Genomic DNA, 18,970 nt, shown 5'->3' on the forward strand with positions numbered 1-18,970 from the left:
GTCCCGAAGCCTTCCGGACTGGACGGCGCCAAGAGCCGCCGTCGGTACAACTCCTGAAATGCGCCCTCACTGTTAGGCGCGCCGTCTATCGCACGCTGCTGGAGCGCGATCTGGCGACCTAGAGCATTCGTCGCTTAAGTTGACGCATAGCCGGGACGCCGAAATTAGTTGGCGCATTCATCGGGGGTGAAGGCGTTCAGGACCAGTCTCGACATAGGCTCTGCTTCACCGCCTCGGTTCAGCCGTAGAAGCGGGCGCCGCTCATGGCGTTCAGGAACGCCTGCGGGTTCAGTATTCTCGACAGTTGCCGGTGAGGCCGTCCCGGTCCTGCGCCGCGCCGGGTGAACGAGGCCTTTCAGCGAGCGGCGCGGACTTCGACGCGGCTGGACGTCAGTCCGGGCGCCTGCGCCGTGACAACGATCGGTCCGGCCTGGCCGGGCCTGGCCCGCACAATCGCCATCACCTGGCCGTTGAAGGCCTTGCGAGCCGGAGACGAGAAAGCCTCCAGGTCGGTGGGGTCGCCGTTGTCGGTGGCGACGATCTCGCCGGGCCCTTCGATCTTGAAGGTCACGCGGGGATTGGCGCGCGGCGCGACGACGCCGTCCTTGTCGACGATCCGCACCGAGACGAACGACAGGTCGCGGCTATCGGCCTTGATCGTCGCGCGGTCGGGGGCGGCCTCCAGGGCGGCGGGCGGACCGGCGGTCTTGACCACCTCGCTCGCCCAGACCTTGCCGTCCTTATAGGCCACCACCTTCAGCTCGCCCGGCTGGTAGATCGTGTAGTCCCAGCGGAACCGGTACTCATAGGGTCCCCGCTTCTTGCGCCCCTGCGACTGGCCGTTGATGAACAGCTCGGCCTCGTCGCCCGATGAGAACACGTGCACCGGGGTCACCTCGCCCACCCGCTCGGGCCAGGTCCAGTGTGGCAGGATGTGGGCCATCGGCAGGTCGGGCCGCCAGCGGGCCTGGTAGAGATAGAAGCGGTCCTTCTTGAACCCGGCCAGGTCGATGATCCCGAAATAGGCGCTGCGGGATTCATAGTAGGGCGTCGGCTCGCCCAGATAGTCCCAGCCGCTCCAGACGAACTCGCCGGCGATGTAAGGGTTCTGGTCGTGAGCCGCGAAGGTCCGGTCGGCCGAGGATCCGAAGTCGGCCGCGTAGAGCTCGTAGGCGCTGACCTGCCGCGTCTTGGGATCGCCGCCGATCCCGGGCCGCACCGGAGCGCTGTTGCTTCCGACCACGGGGAACTGGAAGTCGCCCCGGGTGCTGAGCGCCGCGGCGCTTTCGGTGCTGACGATCATCTTGTCGGGGAAGCGGGCATGGAACATCGGCGCCTGGGACGGCAGGGCGCGGATGCCGGCGGCCTGGTAGTTCAGACCGATCACGTCCACCTCGGCCGGCAACGGCATGTCCGCCTTGGCGAAATTCATGGCCGTGGTCGTGGGCCGGGTCGGATCCTCGTCCTTGGCGATGGCGACCAGCTCGCGGGCGACCTTGGCCCCGTCGGCGCCGGTATATTGCTCGCCGACCTCGTTGCCGACGCTCCAGATCATCACCGACGGATGGTTGCGGTCGCGGCGGATCATCGACCGCAAATCCTGCTCGTGCCAGTCGGGGAAGATCAGGTGGTTGTCGAGCGGCGTCTTCTTGCTGAACCACGTGTCGAAGACCTCGTCGATGACCAGGAAGCCCATGCGGTCGGCCAGGTCCAGCAGCTCCGGCGCGGGCGGGTTGTGGCTCATCCGCAGGGCGTTGACGCCCATCTCGCGCAGCATCTCCAGCTGGCGCTCGGCGGCTCGCGCGTTGAACGCCGCGCCCAGGGCGCCGAGGTCGTGGTGGTTGTTGACGCCCTGGATCGCCACCCTCTGGCCGTTGACATAGAGGCCGTCGCCCGTCGTGCGGATCTCGCGGATCCCGAACGGCGTCTCGTAGCGATCGACGACGCGCCCCGCCTTCATGATGGTGGTGACGGCGAGGTAGCGGTTGGGCTGCTGCTTGGGCGGCGGGCCCCACAGGCGCGGATTGTCGATCCGAATCGAGGCCGGGAACTTCGCGCCGCCATTCGCCGGAACCGTGCCCTTGACCGACGCCAACCGGGCCACCGCGGGTCCTGCTCGTCGCCCGTCCGCGTCCAGAGCGTAGAGCTCGGTGCGGACCTCGACCTCGGCGGACGTCTTGGCGTCGTTGTCGACGGCGACGTCGATCTCGACCTTCGCCGCCTGGGCCGAGACCTCCGGCGTGCGGACGAACACGCCCCATTGCCCAACGTGGACAGGAGAAGTCTTGGTCAGCCAGACGTCGCGATAGAGGCCCGCGCCCGGATACCAGCGCGACGACTCCGGCGGATTGTCCAGGCGAATGGCCAGCTGGTTGACGCCGCCGGGTACGAGATAGGGCGTCAGGTCCAGTCGCCAGGAATTGTAGCCATAGGGCCAGCCGCCCACGAGTCGTCCGTTCAGCCAGACGGCCGCATAGGACATCGCTCCGTCAACATCGAGGAAGATCGACTTGCCCGCGTCGCCGGCGGGAATGTCCAGCGCCTTGCGGTACCAGCCCACGCCCCAACTGGGCAGCCGGCCCACGCCGCCGTAGGGACCGGTGGCCAGGAACGGTCCCTTGATCGCCCAGTCGTGCGGCAGGGTCACGGCCTCCCAAGACCGATCGTCGAACCCCGCGCGGACATAGGAAACCTCGGCGCCAGGATCGCCGGCGGGACGAACGTGGCGCTTGGCGGGGTCCTTGAGGAAGGCGTCGCCGGTCGGCAGGATCCACGGCTTGAGCGCCGGGCTCGTGCCCGCCTCGAGCTTCTCCGCCTCCTCCGGACGCGCATCGGCGGCCTTGCCGTCGGCGGATTGCCTGACCTCTGGCCTCACGTCGTAGCGCAGGCCGGGCGGCGCATCGGCCGGATCGCCCCGCGTGAACCGCCAGCCCGTGTCGATCAGGATCTGCTGACGCGGCGCGGTATCGTGAGCGCCGGCGGGGACTACTGAGGCAACGATGGATGCCCAGGCGGCCATCGCGCCCAGCATCGCAGCCCGCAGCCGCCGTCCACCGCCCATACGGTCGCCTTGAGCGCCCTTCCCCGGACGAGATGAAGCAGCCGCCTCCGCATCGACCCTTCTGGCGTGCGAAGCCGACACGGTCCGCACCAAGCTGGCCGACCCGACAAGTCTCTCAGGCATGATCACCGCTCCAATATTCCGACCAGCCAAGCACGATGGCGAGGATTTGTACGACAATTGAGACTGACCAGGTCGCAACCCCACGGCCGCCCTCCCCTCCTGAAGCCCGACGACCTAGGCCCCTTATGTCGTGGGCCTGGAGGATGCCGGGCGGGCCAAAGCGTGAGGCTCCCCTGCCGCACCTGGGACTAGCCTTATCCGCTCGACTGACCACCTGGCAACTGAGTTCCGACCTATGCACGGCCATTGGTCTGACAACTCCTTGCGTCGCCGTTCGGATTCGCGTAGCGATTACCCAGACAATAGACCCGTCTAACGGGCGCGCTTCTCGATGAAGCGCCTTATGGGAGGTGGAACTTGAAGCACGCAATTCATCGCGCCTTGCTGATCTCTGGAACCTCGGCCATCGCCGTTCTGGCCGTTGCCGAGCCGTCCTGGGCTCAGGCCGTGAAGAGGCCGCCGGCTCCTCCGGCCGCGGAGCTGGAAGAGGCGGCCGTTTCCGAAGTCGTGGTCACCGCCCAGCGCGCCGCGCTTGAGAATGCGACGGAAATCAAGCGCAACTCCGACACCATCGTCGACGCGGTCGTGGCCGAGGAGGCCGGCAAGCTGCCCGACACCTCGATCACCGAAGTGCTGCAGCGCGTGCCGGGCGTGACCATGTCGCGGTTCGAAAACCTGGGCAGCCCCGACCAGTATTCCTGGCAAGGCTCGGGGATCCAGGTGCGCGGCCTGTCTGGCGTGACCAGCCTCCTCAACGGCCGCGAGGTCTTTTCGGCCACGGGCGGCAATGGCCTGAGCTTTGGCGAAGTCACGCCCGAACTGATGGCGGCGGTCAGCGTCTACAAGGCCAGTACGGCCGACCTCATCGAAGGCGGAACCGGCGGGGCGATCGATCTGCGCACCCACATGCCGTTCGACTATCGCAAACCCCAGATCAGCCTGTCGGTGTCGGCCAGCTACGGCGACTTTTCCAAGAGCACGACGCCCACGGCGTCTGTCCTGCTCGCCGATCGCTGGGACACGTCCATCGGCGAATTCGGCGCGATGATCGATCTGGCCTACGCCAAGTTCGAAAGCGCCGACAGCTTCATCCGGGTCGAGCCCTATTACCAGACCCGCTACCAAGGCAGGACCGTCTATGCCCCCGGCGGCTTCACCTACGGCAATGACCAGTTCGAGCGTACGCGGCGCGGCGCATACCTGGCCTTTCAGTGGCGGCCGAACGCGGATCTGACCTTGTGGCAGACCGACTTCGTCACGAACTATCGCAGCCTCAACGGCAGCAACGGCGTCTATCCGGTCGCCGGCGGCAGCCCGACGGTCGTGAACGGCGTGTTCAACGACGCCGGCGTGTTCCAAAGCGGCTCGGTCCAGACCAACAACCCGGCCAGCGGCTTCGCGCCCGGCAGCGGCAACAGCCTCAGCCCGGGCAATCGCACGACCGCCGACTTCAGCCAGGGCTTCGACTGGAAGGCCACCGACCGCCTGCGGATCGCCGGCGCCCTGCAGATCGTCAAGTCGTGGAACCGCAACCAGAAATATGGCCTGGGCGTCGGCAGCGCGCCGCTGATGCAGGAGAACATCGACACCGGCGGCCGCCTGCCGACCGTCAGCTTCAGCAATCCGGAGGTCATGCTCGACCCCGCCAGGGCCGGGATCAGCAACATCGTCTGGTACGACAGCGACAACCGTGCCCGGATGACCGCGGTGAACCTGGACCTGGACTACGACCTGGGCGACGGCTTCTTCAAGAAGGTCGAGATCGGCGGGCGTTACGCGGACCGTTCCGAACGTGACGACTTCGTCGGCACCGGCTGGTCGGCCACCGGCCGCGGCTGGAACGGCGTGCCCCAGGGCTATGTGGCCACTTCGCCGCCCGGGGATTTCGAGGTCTACAGTTTCCCCGATTTCTTCAAGGGCGACCGGGCTTCGCCCGGCGCCTACATCATGGCCAGCCGCGACATCCTGCAGGGCAGCGCTTTCCTGCACAACATGCAGACCTATACGATGTGCTCGCCCACGGGCTATCGCCAGTGCGCCAACCCGGCCCAGTCGGTGGCCCTATACGGCAACCCGCCCGACCGCACCTTCGGCAACCCGCCCCAGGCGGTGCGCACCGACACCAACAACTACGCCGCCTATGGCCTGGTGCGGTTCGAGAGCGAAGGCCTCGGGTGGCTGCCGCGTTTCAGCGGCAACGCCGGCGTTCGGGTGGTCAAGAACAAGGTCGAAAGCACCGGCACCTTCTCCTTCACAGGCGGCACGACCTACTACCGCTCTCTGGCCGACGCCCAGGCGTCGCTGGCTCAAGTCGGCGGCATCAGCGGCGTCGGCGCCTGGCAGCAGGCCAATCCGGGCGTTCCTCTCCCGCTGACCTATACCAGCGTCTCGACCAGCGGCGTGCGGACGGAGGCCAAGTCCTACACCCGGGTCCTCCCGTCGATCAATTTCGCCTTCAAGCCGACGGAGATCTGGACCGTTCGGCTCGCCCTGAACAAGACCCTCAGCCCGCCGAGCTATAACGACATCCGGGCGACCGGCACCAGCAGCGTGGCCACGACGCCCAATCCCTACGCCACCGCCACCCAGAGCCTCCCGGCGATCTTCAACGGCTACACCTACAACGCCGGCAACACCCAGTTGAAGCCGGCGGTCTCGACCAATACCGACCTGTCCGTCGAATGGTATCCGCGCCGGTCGACGACGGCGCACATCAACGTCTTCGACAAATCGATCAAGGATCTGATCATCTACAATGATCTGGACCTGATGGCCGACGCCGCCTTCGGCAGCATCCCGCCGATCTCCAATCCGAACGGCGGCGGCAGCGGCACGGTGGTGCCTGGCCCAGTCAACGGCCAGGCCAATTTCAACGCCACCAGGCGTTCGACCATCCGCGGTTTCGAGCTCGGCGCTCGAACCTATTTCGACATGCTGCCGTCGCCCTTCAAGGGCTTCGGCGTCGAGGCCAACTATACCTATATCGACAGCAAGTCGCCCGACGCCCGCGCCCGCGACATGAACGGCCAGCCGATGACCGGCGTGCCGATCGTCGGCCTCTCCAAGCACAACTACAACGTCAACCTGCTCTACGACCAGGGTCGCCTGGGCGCGCGCCTGGCCTACAACTGGCGCAGCCGTTATCTGGCGACCACCACCGGCAACGGCACCACCGGCAACTACAACCTCAATGGCGGAACCCAGAACATCGTCTATTCGCTGCCGGTCTATGGCAGCGCCATGGGACAGTTGGACGGCAGCGTCAGCTACCGGTTCACTGACAAGGTCCAGGGCTCGGTGAACTTCACCAACATCCTGAACACCGTCTCGCGGACCGAGATGGAGATTCTGTCCGGCCAGACCGTGACCCGCAGTTGGTTCCTGAGCGACCGACGCGTGACCGTGGCTCTTCGGGCCAACTTCTAGGCTAGGCCGGCGGGGCGCATAGGCTCGCGTCCCGCCGCGCCCTTTGGAGAGGCGTCAAATGATCGAGGCGAGCGTATCTGGGCCCGGCGCGGCCGTCCGGCGCGTGGTGATCGTCGGCGGCGGCACCTCGGGCTGGATGTGCGCGGCGGGCCTCGCGCGGCTCGTGCCGCCGGACGTCCAGGTGACCTTGGTCGAGTCCGAGGAAATCGGCGTCATCGGCGTGGGCGAGGCGACGATCCCGACCCTGCTGGAGTTCAACAACTTCCTGGGTCTGGACGAGGACGAGTTTGTTCGCCAGACCCGTGCCACCTTCAAACTGGGCATCGAATTCGTCGACTGGGACCGGCGCGGCGAACGCTATTTCCATCCGTTCGGATTCCACGGCCGGCCGACGGCCGAGTTCAAGTTTCATCAGCTGTGGCTGAGGCTACGTCACCTGGAGCGGCAGGAACCGGCCCTGGCCGGATCGGCGGGCGAGATCGGCGACTACAACCTGTGCACCGCCGCGGCGCGCCGGGGACGGTTCGGCCGGGCTCAAGGCGGGCCGGGCAGCGTCCTGGCGAGCCTGCGCCACGCCTATCATTTTGACGCCGCGCTGTATGGTCAGGTGCTGCGCGCCTATGCCGAGGCGCGCGGCGTGCGACGGCGGGAAGGCCTGGTGGTCAGCGTCCAGCAACGCCCCGCCGACGGCTTCATCGAGTCCGTAACCCTGCGCGACGGCCGCGTCATCAAGGGCGACCTGTTCATCGACTGCAGCGGCTTTCGCGCCCTGCTGATCGAGGGCGCCCTGGACGTACCCTTCGTCGACTGGGGCCATTATCTGCCCTGCGATCGGGCGCTGGCGGTCCCCTCGGCCCTGTCCGGCCCGCCCGAGCCCTACACGCGCTCGACCTCGGGATCGGCGGGCTGGCGCTGGCGGATACCGCTGCAGCACCGGATGGGCAACGGCCACGTCTATTGCAGCGCCTTCCTCGACGACGAGGCCGCCAACCGCGAGTTGCTGGCCGGGCTGGGCGGCAAGGCGCTGGCCGATCCGCGGCCGATCCGCTTCCGTACCGGCCGTCGCGAGCGGGCCTGGGAAAAGAACTGCGTGGCCATCGGCCTGGCGGGAGGGTTCATCGAACCTCTGGAGTCCACCAGCATCCACCTGGTCCAGATGGGGTTGCAGCGCCTGACCCTGTTATGGCCTGACCGGGGCTTCAACCGGGCCGAGATCGACCAGTACAACGCCGCCACGCGCCTCGAATACGAGCAACTGCGCGACTTCATCGTCATGCACTACAAGGCCAATCGCCGCGACGATTCCGCGTTCTGGCGGGCTTGCCGCGACATGACGATCCCCGACAGCCTGGCGCACAAGATCGAGTTGTTCCGGGCCAACGGCCGCATCTTCCGGGAGCAGGACGACCTGTTCACTGAGGACAGCTGGCTGGCCGTCATGCTGGGGCAAGGGATCACGCCGCGCGGCTATGACCGGCTGGTGGACCGCATCCCTCGGGAGGACCTGATCAAGAACATGGGCCTGCTGCGCGACGTGGTCGCCAGGGCGGCCGTGAGCCTGCCTACCCATCGGGCGTTCATCGCCGAATGTTGCGCCGCGTCCGTCGGTGATCTCGATGCGATAGCGGCGACCCCATGAGCGCCGGCTCGAACAACCCCCGTGAAGCGGCGGGACCTGTTCGTGGTCCGCCAGGCCGTCGGCGGACGCTCGCCATTCGATCTTGACTGTCGGCGCTTGAGCCTGTGAACGACGACAGACGAGTGCCGGCATGAGAGTAGTTTGGGTGATGACGGCCGCCGCGATCGCGACGGCCTTGGCGGCTCCCCCGGCGCTCGCGCGTTCGACGCCAGATAGGCCTCTGTTTTCCCTCGGCATTATTCGACGAAAAGCAAAACTGGTTGCAGTTTTACAGCCTAGTTTACAGCTGTTACAGCCGCATACGGACGAATTTCCGCTTCAGCGGATTCACTAAACATCTGAAAGTACTGGGAGAAAATGGCGCGCCCGGAACGATTCGAACGTCCGACCCTCAGATTCGTAGTCTGATGCTCTATCCAGCTGAGCTACGGGCGCGCACTGCCTTTCGGCGAGGCGGGGGAGATAGCCCGTTCACCGGTGGGGCGCAAGCGGGTTTTGATGCAGATAGTGCGAAGTTTGTGGAGAAGGGCGGCTGGGCCTTGACCCGCGGGGCGGCGCCGCCCTTTTGAGGATGGGGACGACCTTGGCCGCGCGGATCCGCCGCGCCGGCGCCGGCGACGTCCGCGTGATCCTCGCCCGCCCTGTCGCGGGTCTTTCGACGGAAGTTCGCCATGCGTCTGCTTGCTCCGCTGTTCCTCGCCCTGCTCGCCGGCTGCGCGCCCCTGGCGACCGCGCCCGCAGTCGGGGTGGCGACGGCCCCGGCGCCGGCCGCCCAGGCCGCGGCGAGTCCGCCGGCCTACACGCCGCGCGGCATGGTCGCGGCGGCCAATCCGCTGGCGGTCGGGGCCGGCCTGCGGGTGCTGCGCGACGGCGGCTCGGCGGTCGACGCGGCGGTGGCGGTGCAGGCGGTGCTGGGCCTGGTCGAGCCGCAGAGCTCGGGCCTGGGCGGCGGCTCGTTCCTGATGGTCTATGACGCCCGGACCGGCAAGGTCACTGCCTATGATGGCCGCGAGACGGCGCCCAAGGCGGCCGGCCCCGACCTGTTCCTGGGTCCGGACGGCAAGCCGCTGAACTTCGTGACCGCCGTGCTGTCGGGCCGCTCGACCGGGGTGCCCGGGGCGGTGGCCATGCTGGCCCAGGCCCAGAAGGAGCACGGCCGGATCGCCTGGAAGAGCCTGTTCGCCGACGCCGAGCGCCTGGCCGACGGCGGCTTCGTGGTCAGCCCGCGCATGGCCGGGATGATCAACAGCCCGCGGGTGCCGCAGAACGTCGCCCCGGACGTGATCGCCTATTTCACCAAGCCGGACGGCCAGCGCTACCAGGCCGGCGACGTGCTGAAGAACCCCGCCTACGCCGCCACCGTGCGCCGCCTGGCCGCCGAGGGCCCCAGCGCCCTCTATGAAGGCCCGCTGGCCCAGGCCATCGTCGACCGCCTGCACCAGGGCGAGCTGTCCAGCGCCATGACCCTGGCCGACCTCAAGGCCTATCGGCCCCGCAGCGCCGAGGCCCTGTGCCGGCCGTGGAAGGTCTATACGGTCTGCGCGCCCAATCCCTCGTCGAGCGGCGTGTCGGTGCTGCAGGCGCTGATGATGCTGGAGCACACCGACATCGCCCAGCGCGGGCCGGCCGATCCGGTCGCCTGGACCGAGCTGGCCGAGGCCGAGCGGGTGATGTACGCCGACCGCGACCGCTATGTCGGCGATCCGGCCTTCGTCAAGGTGCCGGTCGAGGGCCTGCTGGACCCGGCCTATGTGGCCCAGCGCGCCAAGCTGATCGGCCAGGTCGCCGGCCCCGCCCCGACTTTCGGCCTGCCCAAGGGCGCGCCGGCGGTGGGGGCCGACAAGACCCTGGAGCCGGCCGGCACCACCCACATGGTCATCGTCGATCCGGCCGGGAACGTGGTGTCGATGACCACCACGGTCGAGAGCGTGTTCGGCTCGGGCCGGATGGTCGGCGGCTTCTTCCTCAACAACCAGCTGACCGACTTCAACTTCGATCCCAGGGAAAGCGACGGCGCGCCGGCCGCCAACGCCGTGGCCGGCGGCAAGCGGCCGCGCTCGTCGATGACGCCGCTGATCGTGCTGGACGACAAGGGCCGGTTCCTGGCCGCCCTGGGCTCGCCCGGCGGCTCGGCGATCCTGTCCTATAACCTCAAGGCCATGGTCGGGGTGTTCGACTGGAACCTGACCATGCAGCAGGCCATCAACCTGCCCAACCTGGTGGCGCGCGGCGACACCTTCTCGGCCGATGTCGACAAGTTCGGGCCGGAGATGACGGCGGCGCTGCAGGCGCGGGGCGTGGCGGTCAAGACCGGCCAGAACGAGACCTCGGGCCTGCACGGGGTGATCGTGCGGCCGGGCGGGGTGCTGGAGGGCGGCGCCGATCCCCGGCGCGAGGGCGTGGCCAAGGGGCTGTAGCGCCCCGCCGGCTCAGGGCTTCGATCGCGTCCGGGGCTTGGGCGTCGGCGGCGCTTCGGGGGCCGGGTCGGGGGTTCCCGCCAGGGTCAGGTCGAACACCGATCCGCCAGGTCCGGTCTCGACCAGGACCAGGTCGCCGCCGTGGCCCTGGGCCAGCTCGCGGGCGATGGCCAGGCCAAGGCCCGTGCCGCCGCGGCGCACTGAGCCGACGAACGGCTGGAACAGGTTGTTGCGAGCCTTTTCCGGCACGCCCGGACCGTCGTCCGACAGGCGCAGGACGCTCATGCCGTCGGCCCGGCGCAGCTCGACGAAGACCTTGCCCCTGCGGCTGCGGTCGGGCGCGCCCTCGATGGCCTCGCGGGCGTTGCGCAGCAGGTTGGTCAGGATGCGGTGCAGCTGGTCCGGGTCGGCCAGCACCTGCTCGCGGGCGTCGATCACCGTCTCCAGGGCCACGCCGCCGGGCTGCAGGCCGGAGTCCTCGGCCGCCATCTCCAGGGCGGCGCGTAGCGGCAGCGGCCGGGTCACCGGGGCCGGCTCCTTGGTCTTGCCATAGGCCATGACGTCGGTGGCCAGGGTGATGGCGCGGTCGAGGGCGCGCTCCAGGCGCGGCAGGGCCTGGGCCACCTTGGGATCGCCCAGGGCCGCTAGGCGGTCGGAGGCCATCTGGGCGCTGGTCAGCATGTTGCGCAGGTCGTGGTTGATCTTGGCCACCGCCTCGCCCAGGGCCGCCAGCCGGGCCTTGGCCTGCAGGGCCGCCAGCAGGTCGGACTGCATCAGGTCGAGCTCGGCCTCGGCCCGGCCGATCTCGTCGCGCCGCCGCGAGACCACGACCCGGGCCTGGGGGTTCTCGGGGTCGGCGCGGAACCGCTCCATGGCCTTGGTGATCCGCTGCATCGGCCGCACCAGCAGGAAGTTCAGCGACAGATAGATCAGCCCGCCAGCCAGACCGGCCACGAACAGGGTCACCGCCGCCAGTCGCCAGAAGGTGACGACCAGCTGGGCCTTCAGCGGGCCGTCGGGCAGCACGATCTCGACGAACTCGGCCTCCTGGCGGAAGCGCGGCTCGGCCATCACCCGCACCAGGCTGCCCGGGGCGCTCTTGAGGGTGAAGAACGGGGCCGCCAGCCATGAGCCGGGATTCTGGCGGCGCAGGTCGACCAGGTAGGGCGGCTTGATGCTGCGCGGCTCGGTCGGCAGCACCAGGCGGCGGGCGCCGTCGACCTGCAGGGCCACGATCACCACCCCGGCCTGGTCGAGCAATTGCTGGGAGACCTTGTCGGTGACCCGCCGCTCGGGATCGGCGTCGGCGATGGTCGAGGCCAGTTCCGCCGCCCGCACCCGGTCCAGCAGCCACTGCTTCTCGAAGGTGGCCAGGGCCGGCGGCAGGATGACCAGGCCGGCCAGGGCCACGAACAGGGCGGTCAGCAGCAGCAGGCGCGCCGACAGGCCGCCGGGCCACGGGAAGCGGCGCCCGGGCTGGGGAAGTTCGGCGGCTGGCGGCGTGACCGGCTCGGTCATCTGTCTGGGTTACTGTACGTCTGAAGCTTCGGCAACGCGCCTGCGTCGCCAAAAGCGCCAGAGCGGCGGCAACAGGGCCAGGCCGCCCATGGCCACGATCGGCAGATAGACCCGCGGCGAGAACAGGGTGTGCATCGTCACCGGCTCGCCGCTGGCGAAGATGTGGCCCAGGCCCGAGCCGATCCCGGCATAGACGAAGGAGCTGGGGATCATCCCCAGGAACGAGGCCAGCAGGTAGGTGCGCAGCGGAATGTTCATCAGCCCGGAGGCGACATTGACCAGCAGCAGCGGGAAGGCCGGGATCAGGCGCAGGGTCAGCAGATAGGAGAAGGCGTTGGTCTTGAAGCCTTCCTCGACCCGGGCCAGCAAGGCTCCAGGCTTGCGCCGCAGGAAGTCGCCGAACGCCGAGCGGCAGACCAGATAGACCACGGTCGAGCCGCCGGTCGCCCCGGTCACGGCGACCGCCCCGCCGCCGATCGGTCCGAACAGGAAGCCGCCGGTCAGCGACAGGATCAGGGCTCCCGGCAGCGAGATCGACACCGTGGCGACATAGATGAGGATGTAGATCGCCGCGCTCCGGAACGGATGGGCGGCCGCATAGGTCTGCAGGGCCTGGCCCTGGGCCTGCAGGGTCTCCAGCGACAACTTGTCGCCCACCCCGCTGGCCAGGGCGACGACCAGCAGGATCAGCAGGGCCCCGAGCGGGCCGAACCGGCGCAGCCAGGCCAGGGTGGCGTCGGGGGTCATGCGGCGCCGATCGCGTCGGCCACCGAGGCGAAGCCCTCGGCCCGCAGCCGGGCCGCCAGGTCGCGCTTAATCCGGCCCACCAGGCCCGGACCGCCATAGACCAGGGCCGAATAGAGCTGCACGGCGCAGGCCCCGGCCCGGATCTTGGCCAGGGCGTCGACCCCGCTGGCGACGCCGCCGGCTCCGATCAGCGCCAGCCCGCCGCCGGCGGCCGCGTGGAAGCGGGCCAGGACCACCGTCGAGGGACCCAGCAGCGGCCGGCCCGACAGCCCGCCGCCCTCGCCGGCCTGGGGCGAGGCCAGGTCGGCCGGGCGGGCGATGGTGGTGTTGCTGACGATGATCCCGTCCAGGCCGGCCGCCTTGACCGTGTCGACGATGGCCTCGACCTCGCCGTCCTCCAGGTCGGGCGCGACCTTCAGAAAGATCGGATAGTCGGGTCCGCCGGCCCGCAGGGTCGCCCTCGCCTCGGCCAGTCGCCCGAGCAGTTCCTCCAGGGCGGCCTTGGTCTGCAGGGCCCTCAGCCCCGGGGTGTTGGGCGAGGAGATGTTGACGGTGAAATAGTCCGACAGCCCCCACAGCCGCGTCAGGCCGGCCACATAGTCGGCGATGCGGTCGGTCGCGTCCTTGTTGGCCCCGATATTGGCTCCGACCACGCCGCGTTGCCGCCTGACCTTGTGCCGGGCCAGGCGGGCGGCGAAGGGTTCGAGGCCGTCGTTGTTGAAGCCCATGCGGTTGATCACCGCCTGGTCCTCCGTCAGGCGGAACAGGCGGGGCCGCGGATTGCCGGCCTGGGCCAGCGGCGTGACCGTGCCGCATTCGACGAAGCCGAAGCCGGCCCGGGACATGGCGGCGGGAACCTCGGCGTTCTTGTCGAAGCCGGCGGCCAGGCCGACGCAGTTGGACAGCGGCAGTCCGGCCACGGTGATCGCCAGGATCGGATCGTCGACCTCGGCCTGGCGCGGGCCCAGCCCCATTTTCAGGCCCTTGATCGCCCAGCCGTGGGCGTCTTCAGGGTCCAGCCCGTGCATGGCGCGGGCGGCGATGTCGTGCGGGCTCATGCGGAAAGGTCGCCCACCGCGGGCGTCCCGTCCGCGCCGAGCGGCAGCGGCCGCGCCGCCGCGACCTCGGCGACCTGCAACGGGCGATAGAGGTGGGGGAACAGGGCCCCGCCGCGCGAAGGCTCCCACTTCAGGGCCTCGCCCAGGGGCTCGGCCTCGACGGTCAGCAGCATCAGGTCGGCCTGGCCGGCAAACCATTTGGCGGCGGTCTCCTGGGCCTGGTCGGCGGCCGAGAAGTGGATGTAGCCGTCGGCCAGGTCGACGGCCGAGCCGGTGAACGCGCCCTGGGCCTGGGCGGCGGTCCACTCCTGGGCCGAGACAATCTTGTAGATCCTGCTCATTCGCCGCCGTGCCCGCCGTTTTCCGAAGCATAGAACAGATGGCTCAGGGTCGGCGCCCCGTCCGCGTCGATCGTGAAGACCGCCACCGTCGAGGTCGGAAACTTGCCGCGCAGCCGGGCCAGCTGGGCCGGGTCGGCCGGCCCGCCCATGGCCAGGCGCAGGGCCAGCTCGTGCAGGCCCGGATTGTGGCCGACCGCCATCACCGTTCCGTGGTCGGGGGCGTCGTCGCGAATCGCCGCCAGCACGTCCTGGGCCTCGGCGTGATAGAGGTCGCGGCGAAATTCGGCCCGGGCCGCCGGAAAGGCCGGGGCCACGGCCTCCCAGGTTTGCCGGGTGCGGCGGGCCGAGGAGACCAGGGCCAGGTCGGGCGCGAGGCCGGCCTGGGCCAGCATCTTGCCCATCAGGGCCGCGTCGCCCTGGCCGCGCGGCGCCAGGGCGCGCTCGAAATCGCCGCCCGAAGCGGCGTGCTGCTCGGCCTTGCCGTGGCGCATGAGGATCAGTCGGTCCATGATCCTCCATAACCTCCACCGCGGCCCACCGGAAGCGCGCGGTTGACACCAACGGCGCCAAGCGGTCCAAGGCGAGCATGGCTGACCTCGATTTTGCAGGGCCCGTGCTGTCGGAAGGCGGAACCTGGCGCTTCCCGCCCAATCGCCCGTTGCTGCTGGATTCCGGCGCCAGGCTGGAAAACCTCGAAATCGCCTATCGCACCTGGGGTACGCTGAACGCCGAGGGCACGAACGCCGTGCTGATCTGCCACGCCCTGACCGGCGACCAGCACGTGGCCGGCACCCATCCGGTCAGCGGCAAGCCCGGCTGGTGGACGCGCATGGTCGGCCCCGGCAAGCCGATCGACCCGGCCAAGCATTTCATCATCTGTTCGAACGTGGTCGGCGGCTGCATGGGCTCGACGGGCCCGGCCTCGATCAATCCTCTGACGGGACAGGTCTATGGCCTGAACTTCCCGGTGATCACCATCGCCGACATGGTGCGCGGCCAGGCCATGCTGGTCGAGGCCCTGGGGATCGACACCCTGCTGGCGGTGGTCGGCGGCTCGATGGGCGGCATGCAGGTGCAGCAGTGGGCGGCCGACTATCCCGAGCGATTGTTCTCGGCGGTGATCATCGCCTCGGCCTCGCGCCATTCGGCCCAGAACATCGCCTTCCACGAGGTGGGCCGCCAGGCGATCATGGCCGACCCCGACTGGAAGGCCGGGGCCTACGCCCAGGCCGGTTCGCGGCCGGAGAAGGGCTTGGCCGTCGCCCGGATGGCCGCCCACATCACCTATCTGTCCGAGCCGGCCCTGCAGCGAAAGTTCGGTCGCGAGCTGCAGCGCGACGGCCTGTCCTGGGGTTTCGACGCCGACTTCCAGGTGGAAAGCTACCTTCGCCACCAGGGGGCGACCTTCGTCGACCGCTTCGACGCCAACTCCTACCTCTACATCACCCGGGCCATGGACTATTTCGACCTCGCCGCCAGCCATGGCGGGGTGCTGGCCCAGGCCTTCGCCAAGGCGCGGCACGTGCGGTTCTGCGTGCTCAGCTTCACCAGCGACTGGCTCTATCCGACCGCCGAGAACCGCCACATCGTCCGCGCCCTGACCGCCGCCGGCTGCAAGGCCGCCTTCGCCGAGATCGAGAGCGACAAGGGCCACGACGCCTTCCTGCTGGACGAGCCGGTGATGGACGCGGCCCTGCATGGCTTCCTGGGCTCGGTGGAACGCGAGCGGGGGCTGCGATGATCCGGGAAGACTTCAAGGAGATCCTGCGCCTGGTCCGTCCCGGCTCGCGGGTGCTGGACGTCGGCTGCGGCGAAGGCGTGCTGCTCGACCTGCTGACCCGGGAAAAGCAGGTCGATGGCCGCGGCCTGGAGATCAGCGCCGCCGGGGTCGCCGCCTGCATGTCGCGCGGCCTGTCGGTGGTGCAGGGCGACGCCGACCTCGACCTCGACCACTTCCCGGACCGCTCGTTCGACTATGCGGTGCTGTCCCAGACCCTGCAGGCCACGCGACGGCCGCGGCATGTGCTGGACGAGCTGCTGCGCATCGCCGACCGGGCGGTGGTCTCTTTCCCCAATTTCGGCCACTGGCGGGTGCGCTGGTCGCTGCTGCATCGCGGCCGCATGCCCGAGACCGAGGCCCTGCCCCTGCCCTGGTGGTCGACGCCCAACATCCACCTGTGCACCCTGGCCGACTTCCTGGTCCTGACCGAGGACCTGGGGGTGCGGATCGACGCCTGCGCCGCCTTCGCCGGCTCGGGCCCCGCCCGCCAGATCGACCCGACCCGGGTCATCGAGAACTGGCGGGCCGAGAGCTGCCTGTTCATGCTCAGCCGCGGCCGGCCGACGCCGCCGACGGAACCTCCAGCGACTTCAGGCGATCTCTTCGACGGATGAAACTTCGCCTCATGACCTACAATGTCCACCGCTGCGTGGGCACCGACCGCCGGCTCGACGTCGAGCGGGTGGCCGAGGTCATCGCTGCGGAAGAGCCCGACGTGGTGGCGCTGCAGGAGCTGGACGTCGGGCGCGCCCGCACCCGGGGCGTCGACCAGGCCCACCGCCTGGCCGAGCTGCTGAAGATGACCTCGCACTTCCACCCGGCCATGACCGTGGAGGAGGAGCGCTATGGCGACGCCATCCTCACCGCCCTGCCCGAGAAGAAGGTCAAGGCCGGCGGCCTGCCGTTCTATCGCGGCATTCCCGGGCTCGAGCCGCGCGGCGCCCTGTGGATCACGGTCGAGGTCGGCGGCGCGCCGGTGCAGATCATCAACACCCACCTGGGCCTGGTGCCGCGGGAGCAGCGGCTCCAGGCCGCGGCCCTGCTGGGCGAGGGCTGGATGGCCCACGAGGCCTGGCGGGCCCCGGGCATCCTGCTGGGCGACTTCAACGCCACGCCCTATTCGGCCACCTACCGGCTGCTGCGCACGGCCCTGCGCGACGCCCAGGGCCGCAACGAGGCCTGGCGCAAGGCGCCCACCGCCACCTTCCCGTCGAGCTTCCCGTTCATGCGCATCGACCACGTCTTCTTGACCAAGGGCCTGGAGACGATCGACGTCCGCTCGCCTTACGGCGCCCTGGCCCGGACGGCCTCGGACCACCTGCCGCTGGTCGTCGACCTGGAGATCACGGCTGCAGGTGACCCGGCCGGTTCGACGACGGCCTCATCAGCCGCGCCAGGTCTCGCCTGAGCCGTCGACGGCGGCCCCAGGGCCGCCAGGCGTCGTCCGGGGCGATGGCGTCGCCCAGGCTCCAGTCGGCGATGAACTGCTGGACGCCGGTCAGCGGCCGCACCGGCACGGGCGGCAGCCGGCGCGGCGCGCCGCCCTTGCGGTCCAGGGCGTTGATCGTCGCCGCCAGCCGTCCCTCCTGGGCGTAGGTCTCCAGCACGCGCTCGGTCTCGTGGTCGAGGAAGTGGCCGATCAGCCGGCCCAGGAAGCCGCGGATCGCCGCGCGGGCGGTCTCGTCGCACCCCTCGAAGGCGATGTCGCATTCGGTGTCGAGGCCGATCGAGCGGTTGTTCAGATTGGCGGAGCCCAGCCGCAGCACGCGGTCGTCGATGATCGCCACCTTGGAATGGACGATGATCGCCGCGCCCTTGGGCGTGCGGGCGCTGAAGGCGGCGAAGCGGCCATGGAGGTCGGCGGCGTGCAGGCGGTTGATGGCCGCGGTGCGGGCGCTGTCCATGGTCATCTTGTCGAAATAGCTGGGGCTGTGGGCCGGCCCGATCGTCACCACCTCGGGGCCGTCCGGCTCGGCCAGGCGCTCGGCCAGGGCCTCGACGATGATCGGCGAGGTCAGGTACTGGTTCTCCAGATAGATCAGCCGCCGGGCCGCGCGGATGCTGGCCAGGTGCATCAGCATCGTCTCGTTGACCTCCGGATCGCCCTTCCAGGCGGGCTGGGTGCGGCAGATGGCCAGGTCGACGCCGTGAAAGTTGGGGACCAGGCCATCGGGCCAGGGCGACCGCTCGGGCTTTTCCGACGGCGCGACGACCTCGCCGGTCGCCTTGCGCCAGCGGGTGATGAACAGGTCGCCCAAGGCCTCGGCGGCCTTGCCGTCGACCAGGGCCGCCACCTCGTGCCGGGGCGGATAGTGCCGGCCGGTGGGCAGGCGGCGGCGCGGATCGTTGTCCAGATGCTGGAGACTGTCCCAGCGGTCGACGCCGATGTCGCCGCCGCTGACCAGGGCCACGGCGCCGTCGACGATCACCATCTTCTGGTGATGGCTGGCGCTGGCCGGCAGGGTGTCGTCCAGCCGGTACTTGACCCGCGATCCGGCGAAGAAGACCTGGCCGCGATGAGGTCCGAACAACTGGGAGGCGGCGATCGCCAGCGGCATGTCCCAGGCCAGGATGCGCACGTCCAGGCCCGGATGCAGGGCCGCCTGCCGGCTCAGCAGCAGGCCGATGCGGTCGGCGTGTTCGGGATCGCGGCTCTTCTTGACGTGGTCGGGGTCCAGCCGGGTCAGGGGATCGAACACCCAGGCCAGGATCCAGATCGACCTGCGGGCCGCCAGCAGGATGGCCTTCAGGGCGTCGAACGCCTCGTCATTGTCGATGAACAGCGCCAGCCGATCGGCGGTCTCCACGCGCCAGCACGTGGAACCGGGTTGCAGCAGAGAGTCGTCGGCCATGTCGCCCC

General features: G+C 69.3%; 13 protein-coding genes and 1 tRNA gene. 6 read left to right on the forward strand and 8 right to left on the reverse strand.

What is annotated here, in order from left to right; genetic code table 11:
• Positions 1-355: 355 nt before the first annotated feature.
• A complete protein-coding gene (galB, locus tag ACIPQB_RS00365) occupies positions 356-3,061 on the reverse strand; it encodes a beta-galactosidase GalB (RefSeq protein ID WP_446483206.1) in 2,706 nt (901 codons plus the stop codon).
• A 480-nt stretch (positions 3,062-3,541) separates the two neighbouring features.
• Between galB and ACIPQB_RS00370 the strand changes: the two genes are divergently transcribed.
• A complete protein-coding gene (locus tag ACIPQB_RS00370) occupies positions 3,542-6,610 on the forward strand; it encodes a TonB-dependent receptor (protein ID WP_446483207.1) in 3,069 nt (1,022 codons plus the stop codon).
• A gap of 58 nt (positions 6,611-6,668) precedes the next feature.
• Positions 6,669-8,249: a tryptophan halogenase family protein gene (locus ACIPQB_RS00375; RefSeq protein WP_446483208.1), complete on the forward strand. Its 1,581-nt coding sequence runs from the start codon at positions 6,669-6,671 to the stop codon at positions 8,247-8,249.
• 358 nt (positions 8,250-8,607) lie between these two features.
• On the opposite strand, the gene ACIPQB_RS00380 is transcribed toward ACIPQB_RS00375, so the two are convergent.
• Positions 8,608-8,684, reverse strand: a tRNA-Arg gene (locus ACIPQB_RS00380).
• Positions 8,685-8,920: 236 nt separating this feature from the next.
• On the opposite strand from ACIPQB_RS00380, the gene ggt reads away from it, so the two are divergent.
• The gene (ggt, locus tag ACIPQB_RS00385) at positions 8,921-10,666 is read left to right on the forward strand and encodes a gamma-glutamyltransferase (RefSeq protein ID WP_446483209.1); all 1,746 of its coding nucleotides are present in this window, start codon (positions 8,921-8,923) and stop codon (positions 10,664-10,666) included.
• Between the two features lie 12 nt (positions 10,667-10,678).
• On the opposite strand, the gene ACIPQB_RS00390 is transcribed toward ggt, so the two are convergent.
• Genes ACIPQB_RS00390 through ACIPQB_RS00410 form a run of 5 tightly spaced genes read right to left on the reverse strand, consistent with a single transcriptional unit; the run spans position 10,679 to position 14,839 of the window.
• The gene (locus ACIPQB_RS00390; RefSeq protein WP_446483210.1) at positions 10,679-12,184 is read right to left on the reverse strand and encodes a sensor histidine kinase; all 1,506 of its coding nucleotides are present in this window, start codon (positions 12,182-12,184) and stop codon (positions 10,679-10,681) included.
• A gap of 9 nt (positions 12,185-12,193) precedes the next feature.
• Positions 12,194-12,931 (reverse strand): TVP38/TMEM64 family protein, encoded by a 738-nt coding sequence (locus ACIPQB_RS00395; RefSeq protein ID WP_446483211.1) that lies wholly within the window; start codon positions 12,929-12,931, stop codon positions 12,194-12,196.
• A complete protein-coding gene (locus tag ACIPQB_RS00400) occupies positions 12,928-13,989 on the reverse strand; it encodes a quinone-dependent dihydroorotate dehydrogenase (RefSeq protein ID WP_446483212.1) in 1,062 nt (353 codons plus the stop codon). Before ACIPQB_RS00400 ends, ACIPQB_RS00395 begins: the two co-directional genes overlap by 4 nt.
• On the reverse strand, positions 13,986-14,330 hold the full coding sequence (locus tag ACIPQB_RS00405; protein WP_446483213.1) for a DUF952 domain-containing protein: 345 nt from the start codon (positions 14,328-14,330) through the stop codon (positions 13,986-13,988). The genes ACIPQB_RS00400 and ACIPQB_RS00405 overlap by 4 nt, the downstream gene beginning before the upstream one ends.
• A complete protein-coding gene (locus tag ACIPQB_RS00410) occupies positions 14,327-14,839 on the reverse strand; it encodes a SixA phosphatase family protein (RefSeq protein WP_446483214.1) in 513 nt (170 codons plus the stop codon). Before ACIPQB_RS00410 ends, ACIPQB_RS00405 begins: the two co-directional genes overlap by 4 nt.
• Positions 14,840-14,916: 77 nt before the next feature.
• On the opposite strand from ACIPQB_RS00410, the gene metX reads away from it, so the two are divergent.
• The 3 genes from metX to ACIPQB_RS00425 are packed head-to-tail and all read left to right on the forward strand — an operon-like array spanning position 14,917 to position 17,518.
• Positions 14,917-16,071, forward strand: a complete 1,155-nt coding sequence (gene metX / locus ACIPQB_RS00415) for a homoserine O-acetyltransferase MetX (RefSeq protein ID WP_446483215.1) — start codon at positions 14,917-14,919, stop codon at positions 16,069-16,071.
• Positions 16,068-16,724 carry a methionine biosynthesis protein MetW gene (gene metW, locus ACIPQB_RS00420; protein ID WP_446483216.1) on the forward strand — a complete coding sequence of 219 codons (657 nt, stop codon included), beginning with the start codon at positions 16,068-16,070 and terminating at the stop codon, positions 16,722-16,724. The genes metX and metW overlap by 4 nt, the downstream gene beginning before the upstream one ends.
• Positions 16,721-17,518, forward strand: coding sequence for an endonuclease/exonuclease/phosphatase family protein (locus ACIPQB_RS00425; protein ID WP_446483217.1), 798 nt, complete (start codon positions 16,721-16,723; stop codon positions 17,516-17,518). The genes metW and ACIPQB_RS00425 overlap by 4 nt, the downstream gene beginning before the upstream one ends.
• Here ACIPQB_RS00425 and ACIPQB_RS00430 read toward each other — a convergent pair.
• Positions 17,454-18,962 carry a phospholipase D-like domain-containing protein gene (locus ACIPQB_RS00430; RefSeq protein WP_446483218.1) on the reverse strand — a complete coding sequence of 503 codons (1,509 nt, stop codon included), beginning with the start codon at positions 18,960-18,962 and terminating at the stop codon, positions 17,454-17,456. The genes ACIPQB_RS00425 and ACIPQB_RS00430 overlap by 65 nt on opposite strands.
• Positions 18,963-18,970 lie beyond the last annotated feature (8 nt).

Source organism: Caulobacter sp. LARHSG274, assembly GCF_052871235.1.

Coding starts and splice junctions, on each gene's coding strand:
- ggt (WP_446483209.1), top strand. CDS start 8,921: ATGCGTCTGCTTGCTCCGCTGTTCCTCGCCCTGCTCGCCGGCTGCGCG.
- ACIPQB_RS00405 (WP_446483213.1), bottom strand. CDS start 14,330: ATGAGCAGGATCTACAAGATTGTCTCGGCCCAGGAGTGGACCGCCGCC.
- ACIPQB_RS00390 (WP_446483210.1), bottom strand. CDS start 12,184: ATGACCGAGCCGGTCACGCCGCCAGCCGCCGAACTTCCCCAGCCCGGG.
- ACIPQB_RS00410 (WP_446483214.1), bottom strand. CDS start 14,839: ATGGACCGACTGATCCTCATGCGCCACGGCAAGGCCGAGCAGCACGCC.
- galB (WP_446483206.1), bottom strand. CDS start 3,061: ATGGGCGGTGGACGGCGGCTGCGGGCTGCGATGCTGGGCGCGATGGCC.
- ACIPQB_RS00395 (WP_446483211.1), bottom strand. CDS start 12,931: ATGACCCCCGACGCCACCCTGGCCTGGCTGCGCCGGTTCGGCCCGCTC.
- metX (WP_446483215.1), top strand. CDS start 14,917: ATGGCTGACCTCGATTTTGCAGGGCCCGTGCTGTCGGAAGGCGGAACC.
- metW (WP_446483216.1), top strand. CDS start 16,068: ATGATCCGGGAAGACTTCAAGGAGATCCTGCGCCTGGTCCGTCCCGGC.
- ACIPQB_RS00400 (WP_446483212.1), bottom strand. CDS start 13,989: ATGAGCCCGCACGACATCGCCGCCCGCGCCATGCACGGGCTGGACCCT.
- ACIPQB_RS00375 (WP_446483208.1), top strand. CDS start 6,669: ATGATCGAGGCGAGCGTATCTGGGCCCGGCGCGGCCGTCCGGCGCGTG.
- ACIPQB_RS00425 (WP_446483217.1), top strand. CDS start 16,721: ATGAAACTTCGCCTCATGACCTACAATGTCCACCGCTGCGTGGGCACC.
- ACIPQB_RS00430 (WP_446483218.1), bottom strand. CDS start 18,962: ATGGCCGACGACTCTCTGCTGCAACCCGGTTCCACGTGCTGGCGCGTG.